24 protein-coding genes are annotated in these 23,669 nt (G+C 69.8%); 7 read left to right on the top strand and 17 right to left on the bottom strand.

Annotated features, from left to right (window positions below; genetic code table 11):
* Positions 1–513 precede the first annotated feature (513 nt).
* The 6 genes from ACIBI9_RS34850 to ACIBI9_RS34875 form a co-directional block, all read right to left on the bottom strand.
* Positions 514–918 (bottom strand): type II toxin-antitoxin system VapC family toxin, encoded by a 405-nt coding sequence (locus tag ACIBI9_RS34850; RefSeq protein ID WP_397228384.1) that lies wholly within the window; start codon positions 916–918, stop codon positions 514–516.
* Entirely contained in the window at positions 915–1,187 is a 273-nt protein-coding gene (locus tag ACIBI9_RS34855) for a type II toxin-antitoxin system Phd/YefM family antitoxin (protein WP_397228386.1), read from the bottom strand. The genes ACIBI9_RS34850 and ACIBI9_RS34855 overlap by 4 nt, the downstream gene beginning before the upstream one ends.
* A gap of 302 nt (positions 1,188–1,489) precedes the next feature.
* On the bottom strand, positions 1,490–2,272 hold the full coding sequence (locus tag ACIBI9_RS34860; RefSeq protein ID WP_397228388.1) for an oxidoreductase: 783 nt from the start codon (positions 2,270–2,272) through the stop codon (positions 1,490–1,492).
* A 72-nt stretch (positions 2,273–2,344) separates the two neighbouring features.
* Positions 2,345–2,923: a TetR/AcrR family transcriptional regulator gene (locus ACIBI9_RS34865; protein ID WP_397228390.1), complete on the bottom strand. Its 579-nt coding sequence runs from the start codon at positions 2,921–2,923 to the stop codon at positions 2,345–2,347.
* Between the two features lie 39 nt (positions 2,924–2,962).
* The gene (locus ACIBI9_RS34870; RefSeq protein ID WP_397228392.1) at positions 2,963–3,673 is read right to left on the bottom strand and encodes an SDR family NAD(P)-dependent oxidoreductase; all 711 of its coding nucleotides are present in this window, start codon (positions 3,671–3,673) and stop codon (positions 2,963–2,965) included.
* The gene (locus tag ACIBI9_RS34875) at positions 3,670–4,929 is read right to left on the bottom strand and encodes an erythromycin esterase family protein (protein WP_397228394.1); all 1,260 of its coding nucleotides are present in this window, start codon (positions 4,927–4,929) and stop codon (positions 3,670–3,672) included. Before ACIBI9_RS34875 ends, ACIBI9_RS34870 begins: the two co-directional genes overlap by 4 nt.
* Positions 4,930–5,222: 293 nt before the next feature.
* Here ACIBI9_RS34875 and ACIBI9_RS34880 point away from each other — a divergent pair, with 293 nt between their 5' ends.
* Positions 5,223–6,632 (top strand): glycoside hydrolase family 6 protein, encoded by a 1,410-nt coding sequence (locus ACIBI9_RS34880; protein WP_397228396.1) that lies wholly within the window; start codon positions 5,223–5,225, stop codon positions 6,630–6,632.
* 42 nt (positions 6,633–6,674) lie between these two features.
* On the opposite strand, the gene ACIBI9_RS34885 is transcribed toward ACIBI9_RS34880, so the two are convergent.
* From ACIBI9_RS34885 to ACIBI9_RS34900, 4 genes are all read right to left on the bottom strand, one after another.
* On the bottom strand, positions 6,675–7,403 hold the full coding sequence (locus tag ACIBI9_RS34885) for an SAM-dependent methyltransferase (RefSeq protein WP_397228398.1): 729 nt from the start codon (positions 7,401–7,403) through the stop codon (positions 6,675–6,677).
* Positions 7,404–7,434: 31 nt separating this feature from the next.
* On the bottom strand, positions 7,435–8,313 hold the full coding sequence (locus ACIBI9_RS34890; RefSeq protein ID WP_397228400.1) for an HpcH/HpaI aldolase/citrate lyase family protein: 879 nt from the start codon (positions 8,311–8,313) through the stop codon (positions 7,435–7,437).
* Entirely contained in the window at positions 8,303–9,526 is a 1,224-nt protein-coding gene (locus ACIBI9_RS34895) for a CaiB/BaiF CoA transferase family protein (protein ID WP_397228402.1), read from the bottom strand. The genes ACIBI9_RS34890 and ACIBI9_RS34895 overlap by 11 nt, the downstream gene beginning before the upstream one ends.
* Positions 9,527–9,646: 120 nt before the next feature.
* Complete coding sequence (locus ACIBI9_RS34900) at positions 9,647–10,615, bottom strand: LysR family transcriptional regulator (protein WP_397228404.1); 969 nt, start codon at positions 10,613–10,615, stop codon at positions 9,647–9,649.
* 111 nt (positions 10,616–10,726) lie between these two features.
* Between ACIBI9_RS34900 and ACIBI9_RS34905 the strand changes: the two genes are divergently transcribed.
* Genes ACIBI9_RS34905 through ACIBI9_RS34915 form a run of 3 tightly spaced genes read left to right on the top strand, consistent with a single transcriptional unit; the run spans position 10,727 to position 15,563 of the window.
* On the top strand, positions 10,727–12,031 hold the full coding sequence (locus tag ACIBI9_RS34905) for a CitMHS family transporter (protein WP_397228406.1): 1,305 nt from the start codon (positions 10,727–10,729) through the stop codon (positions 12,029–12,031).
* Between the two features lie 15 nt (positions 12,032–12,046).
* Positions 12,047–14,011: a DUF6351 family protein gene (locus ACIBI9_RS34910; protein WP_397228408.1), complete on the top strand. Its 1,965-nt coding sequence runs from the start codon at positions 12,047–12,049 to the stop codon at positions 14,009–14,011.
* A gap of 25 nt (positions 14,012–14,036) precedes the next feature.
* Positions 14,037–15,563 carry a CocE/NonD family hydrolase gene (locus ACIBI9_RS34915; protein WP_397228410.1) on the top strand — a complete coding sequence of 509 codons (1,527 nt, stop codon included), beginning with the start codon at positions 14,037–14,039 and terminating at the stop codon, positions 15,561–15,563.
* An 18-nt stretch (positions 15,564–15,581) separates the two neighbouring features.
* Here ACIBI9_RS34915 and ACIBI9_RS34920 read toward each other — a convergent pair whose 3' ends face one another.
* A complete protein-coding gene (locus tag ACIBI9_RS34920) occupies positions 15,582–16,439 on the bottom strand; it encodes a DUF4429 domain-containing protein (RefSeq protein WP_397228412.1) in 858 nt (285 codons plus the stop codon).
* A gap of 132 nt (positions 16,440–16,571) precedes the next feature.
* Positions 16,572–16,832, bottom strand: coding sequence for a hypothetical protein (locus tag ACIBI9_RS34925; protein ID WP_397228414.1), 261 nt, complete (start codon positions 16,830–16,832; stop codon positions 16,572–16,574).
* A gap of 82 nt (positions 16,833–16,914) precedes the next feature.
* Here ACIBI9_RS34925 and ACIBI9_RS34930 point away from each other — a divergent pair, with 82 nt between their 5' ends.
* Positions 16,915–17,505, top strand: coding sequence for a TetR/AcrR family transcriptional regulator (locus ACIBI9_RS34930; RefSeq protein WP_397228416.1), 591 nt, complete (start codon positions 16,915–16,917; stop codon positions 17,503–17,505).
* 95 nt (positions 17,506–17,600) lie between these two features.
* Here the strand turns inward: ACIBI9_RS34930 and ACIBI9_RS34935 are convergent, their stop codons facing one another.
* Entirely contained in the window at positions 17,601–18,377 is a 777-nt protein-coding gene (locus ACIBI9_RS34935; RefSeq protein WP_397228418.1) for a TauD/TfdA family dioxygenase, read from the bottom strand.
* A 436-nt stretch (positions 18,378–18,813) separates the two neighbouring features.
* Between ACIBI9_RS34935 and ACIBI9_RS34940 the strand changes: the two genes are divergently transcribed.
* Both ACIBI9_RS34940 and ACIBI9_RS34945 read left to right on the top strand, forming a co-directional pair.
* Entirely contained in the window at positions 18,814–19,269 is a 456-nt protein-coding gene (locus ACIBI9_RS34940) for an excisionase family DNA-binding protein (protein ID WP_397228420.1), read from the top strand.
* A gap of 3 nt (positions 19,270–19,272) precedes the next feature.
* Complete coding sequence (locus ACIBI9_RS34945) at positions 19,273–19,827, top strand: PIN domain-containing protein (RefSeq protein WP_397228422.1); 555 nt, start codon at positions 19,273–19,275, stop codon at positions 19,825–19,827.
* 144 nt (positions 19,828–19,971) lie between these two features.
* Here the strand turns inward: ACIBI9_RS34945 and ACIBI9_RS34950 are convergent, their stop codons facing one another.
* The 4 genes from ACIBI9_RS34950 to ACIBI9_RS34965 all read right to left on the bottom strand — a co-directional run bounded on the left by ACIBI9_RS34950 (position 19,972) and on the right by ACIBI9_RS34965 (position 23,458).
* Positions 19,972–20,745: an ABC transporter ATP-binding protein gene (locus ACIBI9_RS34950; protein ID WP_394495829.1), complete on the bottom strand. Its 774-nt coding sequence runs from the start codon at positions 20,743–20,745 to the stop codon at positions 19,972–19,974.
* Between the two features lie 99 nt (positions 20,746–20,844).
* Positions 20,845–21,651 (bottom strand): ABC transporter permease, encoded by an 807-nt coding sequence (locus ACIBI9_RS34955; RefSeq protein WP_397228424.1) that lies wholly within the window; start codon positions 21,649–21,651, stop codon positions 20,845–20,847.
* Positions 21,648–22,463 carry an ABC transporter permease gene (locus tag ACIBI9_RS34960; protein WP_397228426.1) on the bottom strand — a complete coding sequence of 272 codons (816 nt, stop codon included), beginning with the start codon at positions 22,461–22,463 and terminating at the stop codon, positions 21,648–21,650. The genes ACIBI9_RS34955 and ACIBI9_RS34960 overlap by 4 nt, the downstream gene beginning before the upstream one ends.
* Positions 22,460–23,458: an ABC transporter substrate-binding protein gene (locus ACIBI9_RS34965; RefSeq protein WP_397228428.1), complete on the bottom strand. Its 999-nt coding sequence runs from the start codon at positions 23,456–23,458 to the stop codon at positions 22,460–22,462. Before ACIBI9_RS34965 ends, ACIBI9_RS34960 begins: the two co-directional genes overlap by 4 nt.
* Positions 23,459–23,669: the final 211 nt, after the last annotated feature.

A 23,669-nucleotide genomic window follows, 5' to 3' on the forward strand; every position in this document is an offset into this window, starting at 1 on the left:
TGGCCAAGCCGGATCATCGCCGCGTCGCGGGCGCGGGGCCAGCCTCGTCAGGCGGATGGTGGATGTACCGACCTGCGATCGTCGCACCACTCGACGTAGGCGCGGGTGTGCAGGATGAACGCGTGTCACCCTACGTCCACCTGCGCAGAAGGGATAGGCGCGCGGGGGTTGAGGGCGCCAGGCGGACAGTCAACCGAGCGTCTGCCTCGTCGGGCATCTGCTCCGCCGGCTCGTTGGCCTCATCGAGCCAGTGTTCTGCCGCTTGGTCGTTGCTGGTCGCGGCGCACGCCATCGCCGCATTCGACGACCGGTGCCCCACCCCTTGACCTACGAGGCGGTGGGCCGACTTCTGCCCACCCTGCCTGCTGGATCCGGCAAGCTTCGTTGGTCAGGGCCGCAGGTTGCCCTCCAGACCTCGCAGTCAGGTCAATCGACGTGAGGATAAGCGCCCTTCAGTGCGCTGGGACGGCGTCTCCCCGATCTCATCATGGAGGGCCGTCCAGAGATTGATGTTCACACGGGAACGACGGTGACCAAGCTCTCCAGCCCGACGAAGTCGTCGGTGTTACGCGTGAAGAGCGGCAACCCTCGGCTGGAGGAGACTGCGGCGATCATGAGGTCCATTCGGCGAGGTCGCGGGTCACGCTTCGCCGCTAGCGTCAGTGCGACAAGACTGCCGTATCGAGCCGCCGCGTCGGCATCGAAGGGCAGAGGCTCGAAGTCGGTTACCGCAGCGCCCAACTTCTCCATGCGCGCGACTCGGGTGGCCTGATCCTTGGCCATGGCCACACCTTGGTGAAGTTCGGCAAGCGTGATGGCTGTGAGCTCTGGATAAGCCGGGAGATCGGCGGGAGAGATCTCGGTGAGATCAATGTAAACGCACGTGTCTATCACTCCGGCACTGTGCCGCTCAGTCATCGCGGCCCCTCCCACGGGTCGTCGTCGATGCGGTCTTCGGAGCCGAAGAACTCGTCGGCCTCTCGACGCATCGCCGCGTAGTCCACGACTGGAAGTCTGCGATGCCTGGCGACGAGCTCTTCAGCGCTCAAGCGCCGTCGGCGTGGAATCGGTCGCAACTCGGCGATCTCGACTCCGTTGCGGGTGATGTGAAAGACCTCGCCTGCCTCAACCTGATCCATGACAGCGGCGGAGTTATTGCGAAACTCCCGTTGGGTGATGATCTTCATTATGTGTCTATCGTAGCTTGACGTAGCCCCCTGTGCTACAGATGGTCGAAACGGCCGGGCGGATGCGGAGGAGGGCTGAGCCGCCCGGGCATTCCGAGCGAAGTACACGACGCCTACGGCTTCGCGCCCGTGTCCATGTGCGCAGGGCTGCGGCGATCCCACCTACCGCCAGACGGTTGTCGGGTCGGTGACGTGATCATCTCTCTCGTCAGGAATGGCACGGTGGCCTTGGTCATCCTCGATGGCGACGCCTCCGATTTCCCCGGAGATCCACACGGCGCCGCCCAAGACCGTTCCGGTCGTCAGAGGGTCTTCACGGTGCCGCCGTCGATGATGTGGTCCGCGCCCGTGATGTTGCCCGCCACATCCGACAGCAGGAAAGCGATCAACGCGGCCACCTCCCGCGGCTCGGTGATGCGGCCCGTGGTGATGCCGATTGCGGCCGGGAGGCCCTCCAGGAACGTGGCGTGGTCCGCGCCCGCAAGGGCGGCCACCTTGCCGCCGAAGCCGTCCGGGTCGTCCCAGATCGCGGTACGGACGACACCGGGCGAGACGGTGTTGACCCGGACGCCCCGAGGGCCGAACTCCTCGGCGAGGGACTTGCCGAGCGCGGTCAGGGCGGCCTTGGCGGCGCTGTAGGCGACGGGGCCGGCGGCCGGGAGCCGAGAATTGATGGACGAGACGTTCACCACCGAGCCGCGGCGCTCGATGAGGCTGGGCAGGGCGGCCCTGGTGACGCGGACGGCGCTGAGCAGGTTGAGGTCGAAGATGGCGGCCCACTCCGCGTCGCCGGTGTCGAGGAAGCCGACCGGCTCCACGGTGTCGCCGCCGCCGACGTTGTTGACCAGCAGGTCGATGCCGCCCAGCTCGGCGAGCGCGGTGTCCACGAGGGTGGAGACCCCGCCGGGGGTACTCAGGTCGGCCGGCACCGCTATGGCTCCCGACTTCTCCAGTTCGGGGGTGATGGTGCGGGCGGCGCCGACCACGCGTACCCCCTCGTCGATCAGGGTCTGCACGGTGGCCAGGCCGATGCCCCGGCTGGCGCCGGTGACGACGGCGGTCTTGCTGTCGAGTCCGAGCTTCATGATCTCTCCAATTTTCTTGAACTCTAGGTACAAAATGAGGTCGCAGTGAACCCCCGAAAAGGGGGGTTGAGGTCAGAGGGAGTCGATGACCGCGTCGATCACTCTGGTGAGGCGGTCCGGGCCGTCGGCGACGCGCGCCAGCAGGCGCATGCCGACGACGGTGTTCAGCAGCAGGCTCCCGATCGCCTGGGCGTCCCGGTCGGCGGCGATCTCGCCCGTGCGCCGGCCCTCCTCGACCAGTGCGCGGAAGGCGTCCTCGGTGCGGTCGAACATCCGCCGGACGAGCTGCGCCGCGCTCTCGTCCGCCCGGCCGAGCTCGGCCGCGGTGTTCACGGCCAGGCAGCCGCGCCGGTCGGGGTCGGCCAGGTCCATCTCGGACAGGAGGCGCAGTGTCCTGCGCAACCTGTCCTTGACGGGGCCCGGCTCCTCCAGCATCTCGATCAGCGCCGACGCCTGGCTGTCGCGATAGCGGCCCAGCGCCGCCTCGAACAGCGCGTGCTTGCTGCCGAAGGTGTTGTAGAGGCTCCCCTTGCCGATGCCGAGCGCGTCCACCAGGTCCTGCGGCGTGGTGGCCGCGTAGCCCTTGCGCCAGAACACTTGCATGGCGTGCTCGACGGCCACATCCGGATCGAACTGCTTCGGCCTCCCCATGACAACGAAGCTAGCAGTTTCTGGACCTGGAGGTCAAAATCAGCCGGCGGCCGGCATCTCCGGCGGCGCGCCGGTCGCCAGCCAGTGAGCGCGCCGCGTGATCGCGGCCGGCCAGCCGTCCGGCACCACGGTGAAGGTGCCTGCCCGCACTGCCGCGAGGGCCTGGTCCGCGATGTCCGCGGGGTCCTCGCCGTCGGGCGACATGCCGGTGCGGACCAGGGCCGGGCACAGCATCGTCACGCCGATCGGCGTGCCGGCCAGCGACAGCGCCGCCTGTTCGGCGAGGGCGACGACGGCGTGCTTGGAGGCCGCGTACGCGCCACCGGCGGGAAACGTGACGAGCCCCGCCAGGGAAGCCGTGATCAGGATGTGCGCCGGCCGGCCGGACGAGAGCAGCCGCGGGACGAACGCGCGCAGTCCGTTGACCACGCCGCCGACGTTCACCGCGAACACGCGGTCCCAGTCCTGCGGGCTCACCTCCCACGGCGTGCCCAGGTCCTGGCCGACGATGCCCGCGTTCAGGCAGACCAGATCGGCCTCCGGCGCGGCGGCGGCCAGCGCCTCCATCTGCGCGGCGTCCGAGACGTCGGTCGGGACGGCCTCGCCCCCCAGCTCGGCCGCGGCTTCGGTGAGTGCCGTCTCGTCGACGTCGGCGAGCACGACCCGCGCCCCGTCCGAGTGGAGGCGGGCGGCCAGCGCCCTGCCGATCCCGCCGGCGGCGCCGGTGACGACGGCGTTGGTGATGTTCATGAAGCTGCTCCAAACATGGTCGATGGGTCCGCCGTCGCGGTGGGAGTGCACACGACCGCGTCGAAGGCCTGGTGCAGCGGCGTGTCCACGGAGGCGCTCTGCGACCGGATGCGGTCCAGCGGCGGCCCCGAACGCAGGTCGGTCAGGGTGACGGCCTCGCCGAGCCCGGCGTCGACGAGGGCCCCTTCCACGCTCCCGGGAGCCGGGGCGTCGACGCTGACGACGTCGAGCGCGAATCCGACCGGGGAGCCCTCGGCGGGGACGATCATCTCCGGAACCTGGCCCGCGGTGTGGGTCAGCGCCACGGCGCGGTAGCGCGGGCCGAGGTCGCGTGCGAGGTAGTGGCCCATCGGCAGGGCGGCCAGGTGGCCGCCGAAGGTGACGGGGGTCTTCTGTATGTGGTTGTTGTGGGCGACCAGCACGACTCGCGCGCCGGTGCCGGCCCGCGCCAGGTGCCACCGTACGGCCGCGGCCATGTAGTGGTCGCGAGCCGAGGTGTCGCCCGGCGAACCCGCGCCGGAGAACAGGTCGTTCATCGCCCGGAGCATGTAGTCGGTGTGGCAGGCGGCTTCCAGGTGGCGGCGGGCCGTGTCGTACCGGTGCTGGTCGCCGCGCGAGACGTAGAGCGGTTCGAGTGCCCGCAGCCGCAGCGACAGCCGGGACAGGCTCGCCGTGAGGGAGTCCCGGAACGCCGGGTCGAGAGCGCCCCACGCGGGCGCCGACACGGCGGCCGAGCCTCCGGTGATCTCGCCGGCCGCGCTCAGGACGCCGGCCACGAAGTCGTCGAGGTCCGGGTCGACCTGTCGCAGGTACTCGGCGACCGGGTCGAGGTCCGGGCGCAGGGTGAGGGTGTTGGGCAGGTCGATCCCCACGATCCGGACGGGCTGCGACCTGCTCCGGTTGTAGCGGCGCAGCCAGCTCAGCAGTTCTCCGAACACGCCGCGGGTGAGGGGCCCGGCGAGCCGGGAGAGGTCGCCCTCGTCGCCCTCGCCGGCGAGCCAGGCGTTGACGGCGGAGGCGTCCGCGGATCCGAGCTCGAAGGCCACGTCGGTGAACCCGCAGCGTTCGAGGAGGAAGCGCAGCAGCCGCGCGCGGGCGAGGTTGAACTCGCGGACGAAATGGGCGCCCTCGCCGACGGCCACGACCTGGGCGTCGCCGATCACGCCGCGCAGCGGTTCGAGATCGTCGAGGACGGGGTCGGCGGGGTCGAGGGTGTTGAGGACAGTCGTGTGCCCTGACAGGGGACGGGAAGTCATGGAAATGCACTCGTTTCTCGGTGGATGCCGGAAGCCGGCGGTCAACGCGTCGAAGCACGCGGAACAGAGCGCTCGGCCGGACCCGTGTCGACGGGTCGCCGGAAGCGCTGTGGTGTCCGCTTACGGACGCGGATCAGAGAAACAAGGTGCCCGGAACCATGCGGCCGATCATAACGGAGCCCATGCACGCTCCGTCACCGTCGGCGCCGGTGCGTACGTTCATACTCAACCTCTTGACCTTGTCAGACGGGGTCGGTAATGATCAACCGCGACTCCCGCCGAAAGGTGAACACGTGCGATTCATCGCAGGCAAGACCGCGGCTTTAGCCGCCGTCCTGACAGCAGTCCTCGTCGTCCCCCAGCCCGCATCAGCGGCTGCCCAGCTCATCGGGAACGGCACCTTCGACAGCTCCACCGCCCCCTGGGCCGCGATCGGCCAGACGACCGTCGCGCTCGACGCCAAGCGGCTGCGGGTGGACGTGAAGGCCGTCGTCGCCAACCCCTGGGACGCGATGGTGGCCACCCCCACCACCGCCGCCCTGAACCCGGGCAAGAGCTACACCCTCTCCTTCGACGCCTACTCCACCGTCGCCTTCAAGGCCACCGCGACGGTGCAGTACAAGGCCACGCCCAGCAGCAACCAGTCGCTGGCCACGGGCGTGCAGCTCACCACGTCGAGCAAGCGCTACAGCATCCCCTTCACGGCCGCGACCGCCACCGACACGGCGGCCGAGGTGACGTTCCAGCTCGGCGGGTCCGGCGGGACGCCCGTGGTCCGGTTCGACAACGTCTCGCTGATGGAGACGCAGACGACGCGTCCGACCTCGCTGTTCGTGTGGAACCAGTCCAACCCGGCCAAGTTCGTCACGGCCAATCCGAACGCCGGCCAGACTCCGGCGATCTCCGCGAACATCGCCAACAAGCCGATCTTCGAGTGGTTCGGCGGCTGGTTCAGTGACATCACCCAGGCCGTGGACACCTACGTCGGCGCGGCGCAGGCCCAGGACAAGCTGCCGATGCTGGTCGCGTACAACATCCCCAACCGGGACGCGTGCGCCAACCAATCGGGCGGCGGCGCGGGCGACGCGGCCGGCTATCACACGTGGATCACCGAGTTCGCCAAGGCCATCGGCACCAGGCACGCGATCGTCGTGCTGGAGCCTGACGCGGTCGCCGCCGCCGGGTGCGTGACCAAGATCGGCAAGGACCCCGAGGACCAGTACCGGATGCTGCTGGACGCCACGCAGGTGCTGAAGGCCCAGGCCCCCAACGCGTGGGTCTATCTGGACGCGGCCAACGCCACCTGGCTCGCACCCGACGTCATCGCGCCGCTGCTGGTCAAGTCGGGCATCGCCAACACCCGCGGCTTCTCCGTGAACGTGTCGAACTACTTCTGGACCACCGACTCCGAGGCGTACGCCGTCGGGGTCAACGGCCAGCTGTCGGGCACCGTGGGCGCCAAGAAGTACGTGATCGACACCAGCCGCAACGGCAACGGCCCCTACACGGACAGCACGCCCGAGGACAACTGGTGCAACCCGCCCGGGCGCAAGCTCGGTGCCTCGCCGGCCAGGCAGTTGAGCGGCGCCGAGTACGTCTTCTGGGTCAAGGTGCCCGGCGACTCGGACGGCGTGTGCGGCATCTCCAGCAAGCCGGCCGGGCAGTTCGATCCCGACCTGGCGATGGCCCTGATCAACGGATAGTCCCCTGGTGGCCGGGCCTCCCGATGAGAGGCCCGGCCGCTCTCATGCGCGCTGGAGCAGGAGGGTGACGAAGCCGAGTGCCTCCCGGTAGCCGTTGAGCCAGAGCTCGCGGTGCTCCCGCGAGACGGCGAGGGCCTGGTCGCCGTCGGGGCCCGGGTTGGCGGCGGCCCATCGGGCCAGGGTGCCGGTCCACGACCATTCGTACTCGTCCCACTCGGCGAGGGTGCTGATGTGGCCGTAGACGGCCAGCCAGCCCTCGGACTCGGCGGCGGCCACCGTGCCCGCCAGGTCGGGGTACGCGCCGATGGCCTCCACGACCTCGGGAGCCGGAGGCTTCTCCCAGAAGGCCTCCCCGATCAGGGCCAGCCCGCCGGGCCGGACGAACCTGGCGACCGCGTCCATCGTGCCCTTCAAGCCCTGGAACGCGTGGGTCGAGCCCACGCAGAGCACCAGGTCGTACGGCTGCTCCGAGGAGAACTCGGTCGCGGACATCTCGTGCAGCCTCAGCCGGTCGGACAGGCCGCGCGCGGCCGCCGCCCGCCCCGCCGAGACCACGGCCTCCTCGGAGACGTCCACGCCGTCGGCCGTCGCCGAGGGGACGAGTTCGAGCGCGCGGAGCGACCATTCGCCTTCGCCGCATCCCAGGTCGAGGATGCGGGCCCCCTCCGGCAGGGCCGCCCGGCGCAGCAGGCGGTCGAGGTTGCCGGGCGTGATGGGCGCGGCGATCGGATGGTCACGGTGGGCGATGGCGCTGAGCAGCTTTCGTTCCATGCCGTTCAGTCTCGTGGCGTCCGCAACCGGTTTATCGGCCGTACCGGTCGAGGACGGCCCGTGCCGTGGCGGCCATGGCCTCGTCCACCATCTCGCCCTCGAACGTCACCGCGCCCGACCCGCCGGCCTGCGCCGCCTCCACCGCCGCGATCAGCCGGGCGTAGCGGGCCAGCTCGTCGGGGGAGGGGGAGAAGGCCGCGCTGATGACGGGGACGTGGGAGGGGTGGATCGCCATCATGCCCTCGTAGCCGAGCGAGCGGTTCTGCTCGGCGAAGGAGCGCAGCCCGTCCAGGTCGCCGATGCCGGTCCACAGGCCCGCGACCGGGTTGGGGATCCCGGCGGCGCGCGCGTCGAGGAGCACGCGGGAGCGCAGGCCGAGCGTGCTCTCCGGGGTCCAGCGGTAGCCGACGGCGCGGGCGACGTCGCCGCCCGGCGCGGTGACGGCGCCGAGGTAGGCGATCCGGGACGGGGCCGCCATGGCGACGTCGTACGCCGCGCGCAGCGCGGAGGCCGTCTCCAGCAGCGGCACCAGGGCGATGTGCCCCTGAGGCAGGCCGCGCTCGCGTTCGCACCAGGCGAGCAGCCGGTCGGCGAGGCGCACGTCCTCCGGGCCGCTCACCTTGGGAAGCACGACCCCGGTGAGCCGCTCGTGCGCGACGGCCCGCAGCTCCTCGGCGCCCGTCCAGCCGTCCAGCGGGTTCACGCGGACGAGCAGGGCCAGGTGGCCCGCGTAGCCGGCCACCGCCGCGGCCACTTCGCGGCGGGCCTGCGACTTGCCGTCGTCGGGGACCGCGTCCTCGAGGTCGAGGATGACCGCGTCGGCCCCCGCCGCCTCCGCCTTGGCCAGCCACTCAGTCCTGGTGCCAGGCACGAAGAGCAGGGAACGGAGCAGGGGACGCTCAGATGACACCGTGCTGCTCCAGCTCCGCCAGCTCCTCCTCGGCCAGCCCCAGCCACTCGTGGTAGACGAGGTGGTTGTCCTGCCCGAGCGCGGGGCCGGTGCGCCAGACCTTCCCGGGCCGCCGGTGGAAGTGGGGGATCACGCCCTGCATGCGCACGGGGCCGAGGTCGGCGTCGTCGACGGTGATGATGTCGCCGCGCTCGGCGTAGACGGGGTCGGTGGCGATGTCGGCGGCGGTGAACACCCGCGAGGCCACCACCTCCGCCCGGGCGAACTCCGCCAGGCACTCGTCCGTGGTCCGCGCGGCCACCCATTCCCGCAGGCCCTTGTCCAGGGTCTCCCGGCCCTCGTGCTGCTGCGCCGAGGTGGCGAAGTCCTCCTCGGGCAGCCCGAGCAGGCGGGCCACGTTGCGTACCGAGCGGAGGGTCGCGGACGTCACGGTGATCCACTCGCCGTCGCCGGCGCGGTAGGTGTTGATCACCGCGGCGGGCGCGACGGCGAGCTGGTTGCCCGCCCGTTCGGGTACGGTGCCGAGCTGGTCGTACGTGATGATCTGCCACTCGATCAGCCGGTAGAGAGGCTCGAAGAGGGCCAGATCGATCCACTCGCCGTCGAAGCCGGGGTCGCCGGCGCGGCGGTGGAGGGCGGCGAGCACGGCGTAGGCGCCCATCAGCCCCGTGACCGCGTCCCCATGAGAGAACCCCGTGTGCACGGGCGGCCCGTCGGGGAACCCCGTCAGGTGCACCACCCCGCTCCTGGCCTCGCCCATCTTGCCGAAGCCCGGCTCGTCCGCCCGCGAGGACGTCGCCCCGAACCCGGAGATCTGCAGCAGGATCGCCTTCGGGTTGATCCGGTGCACGGCCTCCCAGTCCAGCTCCCAGTCGCGCAGCCGCCCGGCCCGCAGGGTGACGATCACGACGTCCGCCCAGGCGACCAGCCGGTGGGCGATCTCGCGTCCGGCGGCGTGGTGCAGATCGAGGGTGACCGAACGCTTGTTGCGGCCGGCGACCTTGAACCACAGGGGCACGCCGTCGCGTACCGGACCCATCGCGCGGGCGGCGTCGCCGGCGCCTGGAGCCTCCACGTGCACCACATCCGCACCCTGGTCGGCGAGCATGGAGCCGGCCATCGGCCCGGCCACCACGTGCGCGAACTCCACCACCTTCAGCCCGCGCAGCTGCCCCTGGCCGCTCCCGCCCGTGTCCTGACCCGTGCCTGTCACCCGCGCTCCTTCGCCTCCCGATCGCGACTCGGTCGTTTCATCCTGCCGAGGCGGTGAAATGCGTGTCCAGCACAAGAAACCCATCATTCAATGCGCTTTGCGCATGAATTGCGGGTGGCCTCAGTCGCGGTTCCAGGAGACGCCCGCCGGCAGCTCCCGCAGCTCGCGGCGGAACCCGTCCAGCAGATCGAGGAACGCGCTCGTCGCCACCGGCAGCGTGCGGCGGGCCCGGACCACGACGTCCAGCCGGCGGTCCACGACGGGTTCGGCGAGCGGCCGGTAGACCAGCCTGCCCGCCCCCATCAGCGGCAGCACCAGGGCGGGCATCGCCGAGACGCCCAGCCCGGCCGTCACCAGCCCGCCCACCGTCGCCACGCTCCCCGCCTCGGCCGCGAGCGTCGGGGCCGCGCCGGCCTGCGCGAACGCCGCGTCCGTGAGCCGCCGCACGCTCGACTCCGGCCCGATCGCGAGGAACGGCTCCCGGGCCAGCTCCTCCCAGGTGATCTCCGGGAGCTCGGTGAGCGGGTGGTCCTCGGGCAGCACGGCGTGGAAGCGGTCCTTGATCAGCGGGCGGTGTTCGAGCTGCTCGGGGGCGGCGCCGACGGTGGAGATCGCGAAGTCGGCATCCCCCGAGAGCACCCGGCCGAGCACCACCTGCTCCAGGCCGTCCATGATCCGCAACCCGGCCATCGGCCGCCGCAGCCGGAACTCGGAGATCACCCGGGGCAGCAGCACCGCGGCCACCGACGGCAGCGTGGCCACGGCCACCACGCCCGACTCGCCGAGCAGGTAGCGCTCCAGCTCCTTCATGCCCGACCGGTGGGCGGACACGATCTGCTCGGCGACCCGCAGCGTCTCCACCCCGGCCGCCGTCAGTTGCACGTTGCGGGTGTCGCGCTCCAGCAACTGCGCGCCGAGCAGCCGCTCCAGCTCGGCCACCGCGCGGCTGAGCGACGACTGCGACACGTGCATCTCGGCCGCCGCCGCCGTGAAGCTCGCCGCTCTGGCCACGGCGGCGTACGCGGCCAGCAGCCGCAGGTTCGCCTCCATGGCCGTGAGCATAGACCCGAACTTTTGCGCAGAACGCATGGATAAATGTTGCTTTGATGCTGGACCTGAGATTTCGTCGCTCGGAAACTCTTCCGTAATACTCCGGCACGTCACCCCCCGCGAGCCGGGCGAGGAAGAAGGCGAACACCGATGCTGGCAGCCCTGGGATTCACCACGATCGTTCTGTTCCTGCTGCTCACCATGACCAAGCGCGTGTCGGTCCTGATCGCGCTGGTGCTGATCCCGGTCCTGGCGGCGCTGGCCGGGGGCTTCGGCGGCGAGCTGGGGAAGATGATCCTCGACGGGCTGACCAAGGTCGCGCCGACCGGCATCATGATCGCGTTCGCGGTCCTGTACTTCAGCCTGATGATCGACGCAGGTCTCTTCGATCCGCTCATCCGCGGCATCCTGCGCGTGGCCAAGGGCGATCCGCTCCGCATCGCCGTCGGCACCGCCGTACTGACCATGTGCGTGGCCCTCGACGGCGACGGGGCCTCGACGTTCCTCATCACGGTCTCGGCGCTGCTGCCGGTCTACCGGCGGCTCGGCATGAGCCCGCTCGTCCTGTCGGGCGTCGTCTGCCTGGGCGCGGGCGTCATGAACCTCATCCCCTGGGGCGGACCCACGGCCCGCGCGATGGCGGCGCTGAAGCTGGACAGCTCCCAGGTGTTCACGCCGGTCCTGCCCGCGATGGCGGCGGGCATCGCGTGGGTGCTGGTGGCGTCGTACCTGATCGGACTCAAGGAGCGCCGCCGCCTCGGCACGATCGCCGCCCCTGAGATGCCCGAGGAGCGGCTGGTCGGCGAGGGGCCCGGCACCCAGCGGGCGCCCGTCCACCCCGCTCTGACGGTCTTCAACCTGGTACTCACGGTCGCCCTGCTGGTCGGGCTCGTGCTGCAGGTGATGCCGCTGCCGGTGCTGTTCGTGGTCGGATTCGCGATCGCGCTGCTGGTCAACCACCCGACCTGGGAACGCCAGCAGGAGCTCCTGGAGAAGCACGGCAAGAGCGTCGTCCTGGTCACCACGATGATCTTCGCGGCCGGCGTGTTCACCGGCGTCCTCACCGGCACCAAGATGATCAGCAGCATGGCGTCGGCGTTCGTGAGCGTCATCCCCGACTCCCTCGGCGGGCACCTGCCCGTCCTCGTGGCCCTCACCGGCATGCCGCTCAGCCTGGTCTTCACCCCCGACGCCTACTACTTCGGCGTCCTGCCCGTGCTCGCCGAGACCGTCAGCGGCTTCGGCGGCGCCCCGGCCGAGGTGGCCAGGGCGGCCATCCTCGGCCAGATGACCACCGGGTTCCCGCTGAGCCCGCTCACCGCCTCCACGTTCATCCTGGTCGGGATGAGCGGCGTGCAACTGGGCGAGCACCAGCGCTTCATCTTCAAGTGGGCCTTCGCCACCACGCTCGTGATGACCGTGGTCGCGCTGCTCACGGGCGCGTTCTCCCTTTGACCCCTGGAGAGTGACATGAGCTGGCGCGAGCTTGCCCTCATACCGGCGCTTGTGGCGCTGCCGCTGTTCCCGTCGCAGCCGGATCTCGACGTCGAAGTGCTCTCGAACCGGGCCGACCTGGTCTCGGGAGGTGACGCGCTGGTCAGGGTCACCGGCTCTTCGCGGGTACAGGTCGAGCTCAACGGCGCCGACGTCACCTCCCGCTTCGCACCCGGGCCGGACGGCACGCTGACCGGGCTGGTCGACGGCCTCTCGCCCGGCGAGAACGTCCTGACCGTCCGGCCGCCGCGAGGGCGGGCCGAGCGGCTGACCATCACCGACCACCCGCCGGGCGGCCCGGTGTTCTCGGGCCCGCAGGTGCGGCCGTGGCAGTGCCAGACGGCCGAGAACGGCCTCGGTCCCGCGCTGAACGACCGGTGCGACGCCGCGCCGGTCCGCAGCGAGATCACCCTCGGCAACGGCGTCAAGGCCACCCTCGAACGCGGCACCGTCAACCGCGGGATCTACGACGTGCTCGTGCCGGCGAACTGGAACCACAAGCTGGTGTGGGTGTTCGGGGCGGGCACGGGCCAGCAGTACCGGCAGGGGGTCTCCCGCGGGCTGACCATGCCGGAGGCGCAGGAGGCGGCCGCCAAGGGGTTCGCGGTGGCGTCGTCCACGATGACCGACAACTACCTGCACAGCAACGACGTCACCTCCGCCGAGACCGTCATGATGGTCAAGGAGCACGTCGTCGAGACGTACGGCGAGATCCGCTACACGATCGGCCGCGGCGGCTCGGGCGGGGCGCTCCAGCAGTACCTCGTCGCCGACGCCTACCCGGGCCTGCTGGACGGCCTCCTGCCGACCCAGGACTGGCCGGACCAGATCGTCGGGGCCTACCGCGAGTTCGGCGACTGCGCCGCGCTGGTCCGCGCCATGGACGCCTCGCCGCTGTGGACCGACCCCGGCGACAGGACCGCGGTCTTCGGGCACGGCGGCACCGGCGTCTGCGCCACCTCCGCCGGCCGCGCCCCCGACTACATGAAGCCCGACGACGGCACGTCCTGTGCGGGCGAGGCGAGCTACGACCCGGCACGCAACCCCGGCGGCGTCCGCTGCACGCTCCAGGACTTCATGATCTCCGTTTACGGCGCCCGTCCGCAGGGGTGCGCCGGCGTGCCGTGCGCCCGGCGGCCGTGGGACAACGTCGGAGTCCAGTACGGCCTGACCGCGCTCCGCGACGGCCGCATCAGCGCCGAACAGTTCGTCGACCTCAACCGGCGGGTCGGCGGCTTCGACATCGACATGACGTGGACCCCGTCGCGGAGCGAGGCCGACGTCGAAGCCGTCGAGATCGCGCACCGCACCGGACGCGTCGTCTTCGGCCGGGGGCTGGCTCAGGTGCCGATCCTCGTGGTCCGCGGCACCGACAACAACGACTACCACTACCCGTGGCGCAGCCTCGTGCTCCGCAACCGGCTCGACCGGGCCAACGGCCACCACCGCAACCAGGTGCTCTGGACGAACGGCAGCGACGGCTCGCCCCTGGACGTCATGGACCGCTGGCTCGCCGCCGTCGACGCCGACCGCCGGCCGATCCCGCTGCCCGCCAAGGTCGTCCGCCACCGGCCCGCCGAGGCCGTGGACGCCTGCTGGATCTCCGGCGCCAAGGTCACCGACCAGGCCGCCTGCGACCAGGCGTACCCGCACAAGGCCGACACCCGGGTCGCAGCCGGCGAGGGCCCGACCAGTGACCTGCTGAAATGCCGCCTCAAGCCGCTGCGGCGGGGGGACTACGACGGCGTCGCGTTCACGGGGGAGCAGTGGGCGCGGCTGCGCTCGGCCTTCCCGGCGGGCGTGTGCGACTACTCCCGCCCCGGAGTCGGCCAGACGGACCCGGTCACGGGCCGCCTGCGCCCGCCCCAGCCCTGGCTCACCTTCGCCACGGGCCCCGGCGGAACCCCTCTCGGCCCCCCTCCGTCCTCCCACTCCCTCTAACCCACCCCCTCAGAGGACCCGGCAGATGAAACCCCTCAAGATCCTGGCCGCCCTGTCCGCCGCCCTGGGCCTGACCTGCGGCCCCGCCCTCCCCGCAACCGCCGAACCCGCGACCGCCATGTCCCTCCCTCCCGACCCGTTCTTCGCCTATGACCGCCCCGCCGAGTACGGCGTGCACCGGGAACGCGTCACCGTCCCTCTGCGCGACGGCAGCCACCTGGCCTGCGACCTGCACCGTCCCGCCGCCCCCGACGGCGCCCCCGCCCCCGGCCGCTTCCCGGGCATCGTCTACGACTACAACGCCTACAACCAGCTCGGCCCCCAGGGCCAGGCCGCCGCGTACTTCGTCACCCGGGGCTACGTCGCGGCCGTGTGCAACGTCCGGGGTTCAGGCGACTCGCCGGGCTACCTCGACCCCTTCAGCGGCCAGGAGCAGCGCGACAACTACGACCTCATCGAGTGGCTGGCTGTCCAGCCCTGGTCAACGGGCCGCATCGGGCAGACGGGCGTCAGCTACGGCGGGCACTCGTCCCTCCTCGTCGCCGTCAACAAGCCACCCCACCTGGCCGCCATCATCCCCGTGGACGGCATCAGCGACTGGTACGAGAACACCATCTACCGGGGCGGCATCTACTCGGCCAGGATCCGCGACTGGCAGCGCGCCGTCGCCCCCGACACCCTCGTGACGTACGCCCAGCACCCCCTCTACGACGACTTCTGGCGCGAACGCAGCGTCAAGTCCCGCTGGAAGAACCTCGACGTCCCCGTCCTGGAGATCGCCGGCTGGTACGACCGCTACCGCCAGGGCATGGTGGAGAACCTCCAGGCGCGCGGGCGCAACGTCTGGCTGGTGTCCGGCCCCTGGGTGCACGGCTGGCCGGCCGGGCAGCCCGCCGACATCGGCAACGGCGCCTACCTCGCCTGGTGGGACCGCTGGCTGGCCCGCCGCCCCGGCACTCCGCTGCCCGCCGCCAGGGTGACGTCGTATGAGGTGCCGGGTACGGGCTGGCAGCAGTTCGACAGCTGGCCACCGGCGGGGGCGCGGCCGGTGAAGCTCGGCCTCGGAGCCGACGGAACCCTGGCCGCCGACCCCGGCAGGTCCGCCACCCGCGCCTTCGAGGTCAACACCGAGCCGGTCGCGGGCGGGCCGGGCCGGCGGCTGTCGTTCGCGACGGGGCCGCTCCAGCGCGACCTGGTGCTCGCGGGGGAGGTCCAGGCCAAGGTGCGGGCCTCGTTCACGGCGGCCGACGGCAACATCGCGGTCGTGGTGCAGGACATCGCCCCCGACGGCACGGCCACCCGCATCACCCAGGGCTGGCTGAAGGCGAGCCACCGCTTCGGCCACGAGCGCGCGGTCCCGGTACGCCCCGGCAGGACGTACGACCTGGACATCCGCACCTGGCCCACGCACTACCGCGTGGCAGCCGGGCACAGCATCAGTGTCACGGTGTCCAGCGACGACTACCCGGAGATCGACTCCGACGCCCCCGCGGGACAGGTGTCGCTGAGGCTCGGCCACGGCGGCTCGAACATCCGCCTGACCACCCTCTGACCTGGTCCCCACCTGAGCTCACATGCGGGACAACAGCTCGGCCTTCTTCGCCTGGAACTCCTCCTCGGAGAGCAGCCCCGCGTCCCGCAGCTCGCCCAGCTTGGTGATCAGCTCGGCCACCTCGGCACCCGACGGAGCCCGGACCAGCTCCGGGGCCGCCGGGGCGGCGCCGAGCGCGGGGGCGGCCTGGTCAGGGATCGACGCGAGGACGGAGGCCGCGAAGGGCAGGGACTTGTGCGTCGCCCCCCATCCGAGCCCGAAGACGACAGAGGCCGGATCCTTGTTCGGATCGGGATCCGGCCGGCCGCCGCGCACCCTCAACCGGAGACAGCCGCTCGCCCCCTCCGGCGCGTGCCACTCGACGTTCTCCAGATCCGACGCCGAGAACCGCTGGTCACCCGCGGCGTATTTGGCGGTCGACGCCCCCGACCAGAACCACGTGAACGTGATGGCCTCGCCGTCGAACGTCGCCGCCCCGTCCCACCCCTTGAAGGAACGGGGCACCGAAGGCGCCTCGACCATGAACCGCGTCACGGGCCCGGACTCGCCGACGGCCGCCCGCAGCTCATCGGCGTAATAGTCGGCGAGCGTCTCCCGCTTGGCGGGCAGCACGAGCCGATAGGGATCGGCCGCCTCCTTGAGCTGCCCGGCCGCCGCGGTCATGACCGGATCGGCACCCCGCCTGGGCACCACGCGCAGCACCACGGTGCCCCTCTTGCCGGCCGCCACCGTCACCTCGGCGATCGCCGCATGGGGAATGACGCGTTCGCCGAGCTCGGAAATGAGTTTGGGGACCTTGGCGCCTTCGGGCCTTATCCGCAGCGAATCCGCCTCGAACACCCAAGCGCAACCCTGGCCCGCCAGGACATCATCCACGAAGCCAGGCTAGGCGATCCACACCACATGTGGACATCGTGGCCCTGACGGCCCGCCTCCGCCTGCAGGAGAACCAGCGGTGCAGCCCGATCGCTGAAGGCCGCCGGGAACATTCATGCGCCGTCCTCGGACCTACACGGCCGCCGCTACGGCCGCGGCGATGAAGAGCACCTGCAGGGCGGTGCGGGCGACCAGCGGGGTGACCGGCTTCCCGGCCAGGGTGAGGCCGCGGCGGGCGGCCGAGACGTTGGCCGGGAACATGGCGACCATGAGCAGCGCGAGCCCGATCGCGGCGAACGGCGCCAAGGCCGGGATCAGGAGCCCGGCGGCGCCGGCCAGGCCGACCAGCCGCAGGACGGCGAAACCGCCGATGAGGGCGATGAACGGAACCATCCATTCCTCCTATCTTGTCACCGGAAAGATTGAAGGAGACTCGCGATCTTGTCAACGTCAAGATAGGGTGAGGGTCGCATCGATGATCACGAGCGCGGAGGTGAGGCAGATCAAGCAGCAGACGACCTACCACCACGGCAACCTGCGGCGCGCCATCATCGACGCCGCCCTCGCGGCCATCGCCGAATCCGGCCCGGCCGGCTGGAGCCTGCGCGAGCTGGCCCGGCGCGCGGGCGTCTCACACGCCGCCCCCGCCCACCACTTCGGCGACAAGACGGGACTGCTGACGGCCGTGGCCGCCGAGGGCTTCGAGGCGTTCGCCGACGCCCTGGAGCGAGCGGACGATGACGTGCTGGAAGTCGGAGTCGCCTACGTCCGCTTCGCCATCGACCACCGCCCCTACTTCGAGGTGATGTTCCGGCCGGAGCTGTATCGCGCGGACGACCCCAGCCTGAAAACGGTACGGGAGCGCGCCGCTCATGTACTCGTCACCAACGCCGGCAAGGTGTCGCCGAGTCCGGAGCAAGATCGCTTGACCACCATCGCCGCCTGGTCGCTGGCCCACGGCTTCGCCGGCTTGTGGCTGAGCGGCGCCCTCCCCGAAACCGCCCACGCCGATCCGCAAGCCCTGACCCGCTCGATGATCCAACTCTTCTTCGGCCCGACGCATTAGGGCTCATGCGGGAGGAAAAGGAAGGACGTTGCGCAAGAACTCGCCCTGGTGGGCCGATATCCGGAACGTGGCTGTCCGGGCGGCGCCGCGACGCATCAGTCGAGCCACAGCCGGACCAGGCAGCGGCTCTGGTCGGGGGCGCCGGAGTCGGTGAACGCGGTCCGGCCGTGCAGGATCACGGTGTTGTCCAGAAGCAGGAGGTCGCCTGGGCGCAGCCGGAAGCGCAGCACTACTGCCGGGTCGGACAGGACCGCCTTGAAAGCCTCCAGCGCGGCGAGCGCACCGGCGGTCAGCGGCTTTCCGGCCTCCTGCTGGCTCCGCTCGATCCACAGCCGGTTGTAGTGCACCCGTAGCCGGCCTCGGTGCCACTGGAACACCGGGTATACCCGGTCGAAAGTGCTCCCGGCCCCGAAGTGGAAATCCCGCCGGAGCTCGTCGAGGACCTGGGGGCACTGCGCCAGTAGGCGGTTGTACACGGTGTGTCCGCTGGCGAGAAGAGAGTGCCCACCGTACGCCGCCGCCCGTAGGCACAACAGCGCCAGCAGCCGCGGCGGCCCGGGCGCGCCCGCCCTGTCGGTGTGCAGGGCCAGCTCCTGATCGGTCATGCCACGGCGTGCCGCGGCTCCGGCCATGGGACGTACCAGATTGACATCTGCTCGCGGAGCCCCCAGCAACGGACCGAGCCCGCCGCACAGCAGATCGACCCCGTCCTCCGGCCATCCCCGCACGACCACCAGCCCCGGCCCCCGGCCCAGAGCAAGCGCGACGCGTTCAGCCAGGACGTCCAGATTCGCCCGATGCTCATCGGCGAAGTCGATCAGCCAGTCCTCGTCGCGCAGGGTGTCCCGCGTCCATGCCGTCGGGCCAACCACCGTGTGATCCATCGCCGCCCCAAGAAAGTCACCCCGGCCGCGTTACTCAAAGTGATGAAGTTTAGCCAATGAGTAATCAAAGCCGCTTGCCGCCTTCAGAAACAACACGACCGCCACTGGCCGTCAAGGGTCTCGTTCGCGGCATCCCGCCGCCCGGCGGCACTGGCGCGACCTGGGCTCGGCGCCGGGTGGGGCACGCGCCGCTGAGGTGTTTGCCGCCGCGTTGGTGAGCTGGACGGCCTGATGATCGAACGTCTTGCCCGTCGGCTCAAGGCCATCGTCATTGCTGGTGAGCTGGGAACGGTCTGTCGGATCGAGCGAGTGCCGAGATCAATGCGACCCACGACCGTCACGTACGCCGCTGAGGACGCCCAGCTGGCTCTAAGGCTTGCGTTTGCTTCGTTTGTTTCGGATACTGCGATTAGGAGGTGTCGCGATGGCAGATGTCCAAGCCAAACGTGTTCAACCCGGGATCATCGACGCTGAGATGGCTGGTCGCGCCGTGCGGCGGATCAAGGACTACCTCATGCGGTATCCCGAGCAGACGACCATTCTTGTCGCAGGCGAGCACGGCGATGAGGGTCCGCTGATCTTGCCTCGTGAGGCTGTGAGTCTGCTCGCCTTCATCCTCGCTCAGGCGGCTGAAGGACGGGGAGTAACGGTCATTCCGTCTCACGCGGAGCTGACGACGCAGCAAGCGGCAGACATGCTCAACGTTTCACGCCCTTACCTAATCAAACTTCTTGAGACGGGAGAAATTCCCTTCCGGTTGATCGGCAAGCATCGGCGCATCACGTATGAGGATCTTCAGGAGTACAAACGTCGCGACGATGTCAAGCGCCGTACGGCTGCCGATCAACTTGCTGCGCTCGGTCAAGAGCTGGGTATCTGAAGCATGGCCTTCGTAGTTCTCTACGACGCGAACGTGCTCTACGGCAATACACTTCGCGACCTGCTCATTCGTCTCGCTATGACCGGGCGTATACAGGCCAAATGGAGCAATGGGATCCTCGACGAGATGCAGCGTAACCTTGCTGCCAACCGCCCCGACATCCCGGAAGAGAAGCTGGGTAAGCTCCGCCACCTCATGAACTCGGCCGTACGGGATTGCCTGGTCGAAGGATATGAGCCCTTGATGGAAGGGCTGAAGCTTCCCGACCCGGGCGATCGGCATGTGCTCGCCGCAGCCATCAAGGCCGGGGCGCAGATCATCGTGACGTCGAACCTCAAGGACTTTCCTGCGGAGCACTTGGCTGCATGGGATATTGAGGCCAAATCCCCCGACGACTTCGTGCTGGACCAAATCGACCTCGATGGAAGAGTCGTATGGGCCTGTGTGCAGCAGATTGCGGACTCCCGCATGAGTCCGCCAGAAACCGTTGACGACGTGCTCGACGCATTGGAGACGGCCGGCCTCGTCGAGTCAGTTGCCGCGCTTCGAGCTGGGTAATCGAATGCCATGGCCCCCGTGGCCTTTGGCGCTGTCCATTTGTGGATTGGCCAAACGGGCGAGATGCTGGTTGATCCAGCAGGCAGGGCGGGCGTCGGCAGGCCCACCACCCAGATGGGCAACGGGTGGGGGAGTCAGGCCCACCTACACCGTGGCGTGGCTGCCGCGGACCAGGCGGCCGACCTCGGCGCGGAGGTGGACGAAGTCCGGGTGTTCGCGGGTCGTGATCTGGTCGCGCGGCCCGGGCAGTTCCACCTTGAGGTCGCCGACCACGTGGGCCGGGGCCTTGGACAGGACGACCACGCGGTCGCCCACGTAGACGCTCTCGTCGATGTCGTGCGTGATGAGCACGATCGTCATCTGGTGGTGGCCGCGTACCTTGAGGACGAGGTCCTCCAGGTCCTCGCGGGTCTGCGCGTCCACCGAGCCGAAGGGCTCGTCCATGAGCATCAGCGACGGACGGTAGGCCAGCGCCCGCGCGATCGCCACCCGCTGCTGCATGCCCCCCGACAGCTGGAACGGGTATTTGCGCTCCGCGCCCGACAGGCCGACCGACTCCAGGGCCTCTTGGGCGGCCTCGCGGCGCTGGCGCTTGTCCATGTTCTTGCGGCGCAGCGGCAGCGCCACGTTGTCGGCCACCGACATCCACGGGAACAGGGAACGGCTGTAGTCCTGGAAGACCACGGCCAGGTTGTCGGGCGTCTGGCGTACGACGTTGCCCTCGACCTTGATCTGGCCGCCCGTCGGCGTGAGCAGCCCGGCGATCGACCGCAGCAGGGTCGACTTGCCCGCTCCGGAGGGGCCGACGATGCACAGCAGCTCGCCCTCGGCGACGCTCAGGTTGAGGCCCTCGATGGCGTGGTGCGCGTTGGGGGTACCGCCGCCGTAGACGTGGGAGAGGTTGTCTATCTCGAGCAATGGAGTTCCTCAGGGGGCGAGACCATGGACAACACGGAGCCGGAAATACTCTATCCGAGCGGGAATCGGCATACTTTGTAAACGCGTGCGATCTTACTCTTACGTGCTGGAGAGTTGCTGGGCGGCGTGGTGCCAGGCCAGCACCCGTCGTTCGACGACCAGGAAGAGCTCGTTGAGTGCGTAGCCCAGCACGCCGAGCAGCACGATCCCGCCCCACATGGCGGGCAGGTCGAAGGTCTGGTACGCGGACGTGAGCTGGAACCCGATGCCGTTCACGGTGCCCGGCAGCAGTTCGGAGAAGACCATGACGATCAAGGAGAGCGACAGCGCGAGCCGCAGCCCCGCGAACATCTTGGGCAGCGCCGACGGCAGGATGACCCGGAACAGCCGCTCGGTCCTGGACAGCCGGAACACCTGGGCGGTCTGCAGGTGCAGCGGTTCGACCGAGCGGGCGCCGTCGGCGGTGTTGAGCAGCACCGGCCAGACGATGCTGAAGACGATGAACGTCAGCTGCATCCGCAGCCCGAACCCGAACACCACCACGAAGACCGTGACCAGCGCGGGCGGCGGGATGGCCCGCAGGAACTGCAGCACCCCGTCGAGATAGTCGTACGCCCTCGCCGACAGCCCCAGCGCGAGCCCGAGCGCGACCCCGGCCAGTGCGCCCCCCGCGAACCCGGCGTACATCCGGCCGAGGCTCGGCAGGATGTTCCCGATGGCCTCCTCGGTCAGGAACAGCGTGCCCGGCGGCCCCGAGAACCACATCGCGTGCATTCTGACCACGATCGTGCTGGGCGGCGGGAAGAACGTGCTGCCCACCAGTCGCGTGGCCGCCTCCCAGGCGAGGATCAGCCCGACCAGCACCAGCGACCGGAACGCCGCCCCTCGCATGCCCCTGGTCCTCATGCCGTCTCTCCCAGGCGCGCGTGGTGCCAGCGGAACGCCCGCCGTTCGACGGCCACCAGCAGCGCGTTCACCAGTACCCCGAACAGCCCGACCCAGAACACCGCGGCCAGGATGTCGGTCATCCGCGCGGGCACGGCGATGCCGGCGAAGAAGATGAACACGCCGATGCCCTCGCCCCGCCCGGCCACGATCTCGGTGCTGACGATCAGGATGAGCGCCACTCCGGCGGCCAGTCTGAACCCGGTGGTGATGAAAGGCGCCGACGACGGCAACGACACGCGCAGCAGCACCGCCATGGGCCCGAAGCCGTACGACCGCAACGACTCCTTGGCGATCGGGTCGACGCCGCGCAGGCCGTACATCGTGTTGTAGAGGATCGGCCACAACGAGGCGTAGACCGCGAGCGTGATGCGTACCTGCAGCCCTGTGCCGATCAGGAGGGACACCAGGGGGATCAGCGCCACCGACGGGATCGGCCGCAGGAACTCCACGACCGAGCGCGTGGCGGCGTCGACGACCGGCACGCTGCCGAGCAGCAGCCCGAGCGGCACCGCGATCACCGCCGCGAGGCAGAGCCCGATCGCCCAGGCGAGCAGGCTCGTCAGGGCGTGCGCGCGGAAGGCGGGATCGGCCATCAGCGTCACCGCCCGCCCGAGTATCGCCGTCGCGGGCGGCAGGTTCTCCGGGTCCACCAGCCCGGTCCGGCTGAGGAGTTCGATCAGGGCGGCGAAGGCGAGGGCTCCGCCCGCCCGGCGTGACCAGCGTGTCGCGGCGGACGCCGGGCGGGCGGGGGCCAGGGTCTGAGCGCTCACCCGGACGTGGTGGGCGACATCAGCGACTTGACGTCGATCGCCTTCGTGAGCCACTTGGCCTCCAGCATCCAGTCGGCCACCCGCTGGAGGCGGACCGGGTTGTCGTTGCTGGAGAAGTACGGGAACGTGACGGTGGCCGCGGTGGCCGCGTCGATCTGGGTGAAGTTCGGCAGCACCTTGGCGACCACTTCGCGGTTGTTCTCCATGAGCTTGGCCGCGTTGTGGATGGCCCGCTGGAACGCGGCCGCCGTCTTCGGGTTCTTGTCGTACCAGTCCTGCGTGCCGACATACCCGGAGATCGGGAACTCGGCGGCGGGACCCGACGCCGGGTCGAGGATCTTACGGGCGCCCATCGCGGACGTGGCCGCCGTGACCATGGGCTCGCCCAGGTACGCGGCGTCGATCTGGCCGCCCTTCCACGAGGGCATGATGTTCTGGAACGTCACCTGGACGTACTTGATCTTGGACGGGTCGACGTTGTTGGCCTTGAGCACCTGCGTCAGCGCCAGCTCCTGGAAGTTGTGCAGGACGTTCACGTTGATCGTCTTGCCTTCGAGGTCCTTGGCGGTCTTGATGGGGGAGTTCGGCAGGGCCATGATGCTGAGCGAGTCGGGGGCCGCGCGAGAGCCCTCGGCCAGGATGCGCAGCTTCAACGCCTGCTTGTCGTGCGCCTGGAACATCGACACGTAGTTGCCGAACATGGCGTCGATCTCACCCTTGACCATCATGGGGATGGCCTCCGGCGCGGCCTGGACCACCTGCGGGGTGACCTCCAGCCCTTCCTTCTCGAAGAGCTTCTGGTCGATGGCGACGTAGATGGCGGCACTGTCGATGGCGGGCAGGGTGGCGACCTTGATCTTCGTCTTCTCCAGGCCGCCGGCGGATGCGGACGGTGCCGCGCTGGGTGTCGTGGAGCCGCCCGTGCTGCACGCAACGGCGCCGAGTGTCAAAGCTAACCCGATGATGGCGGCCCTGGCGGGACGGCCAAGCCTCATGTCAGGGACTCCCTTCAGATGGAGCCAGGCGGGGGGACCGGGTGGCTTCTGCTCCCGGGGGCTGTGTGCCTGACGCACAACAGGGATAGACCGTAACACCAAATCTGTAGTCATTATCGCGAAAACGATGCCTGTGGTTGCAATGTCGGGTTCTCGTTCTATCGTGAAAATTTGATGAGCGGTAAGAGATCGGTGTTTGTCCGGTTTGTGA

It is taken from the genome of Nonomuraea sp. NPDC050451 (genome assembly GCF_044458585.1).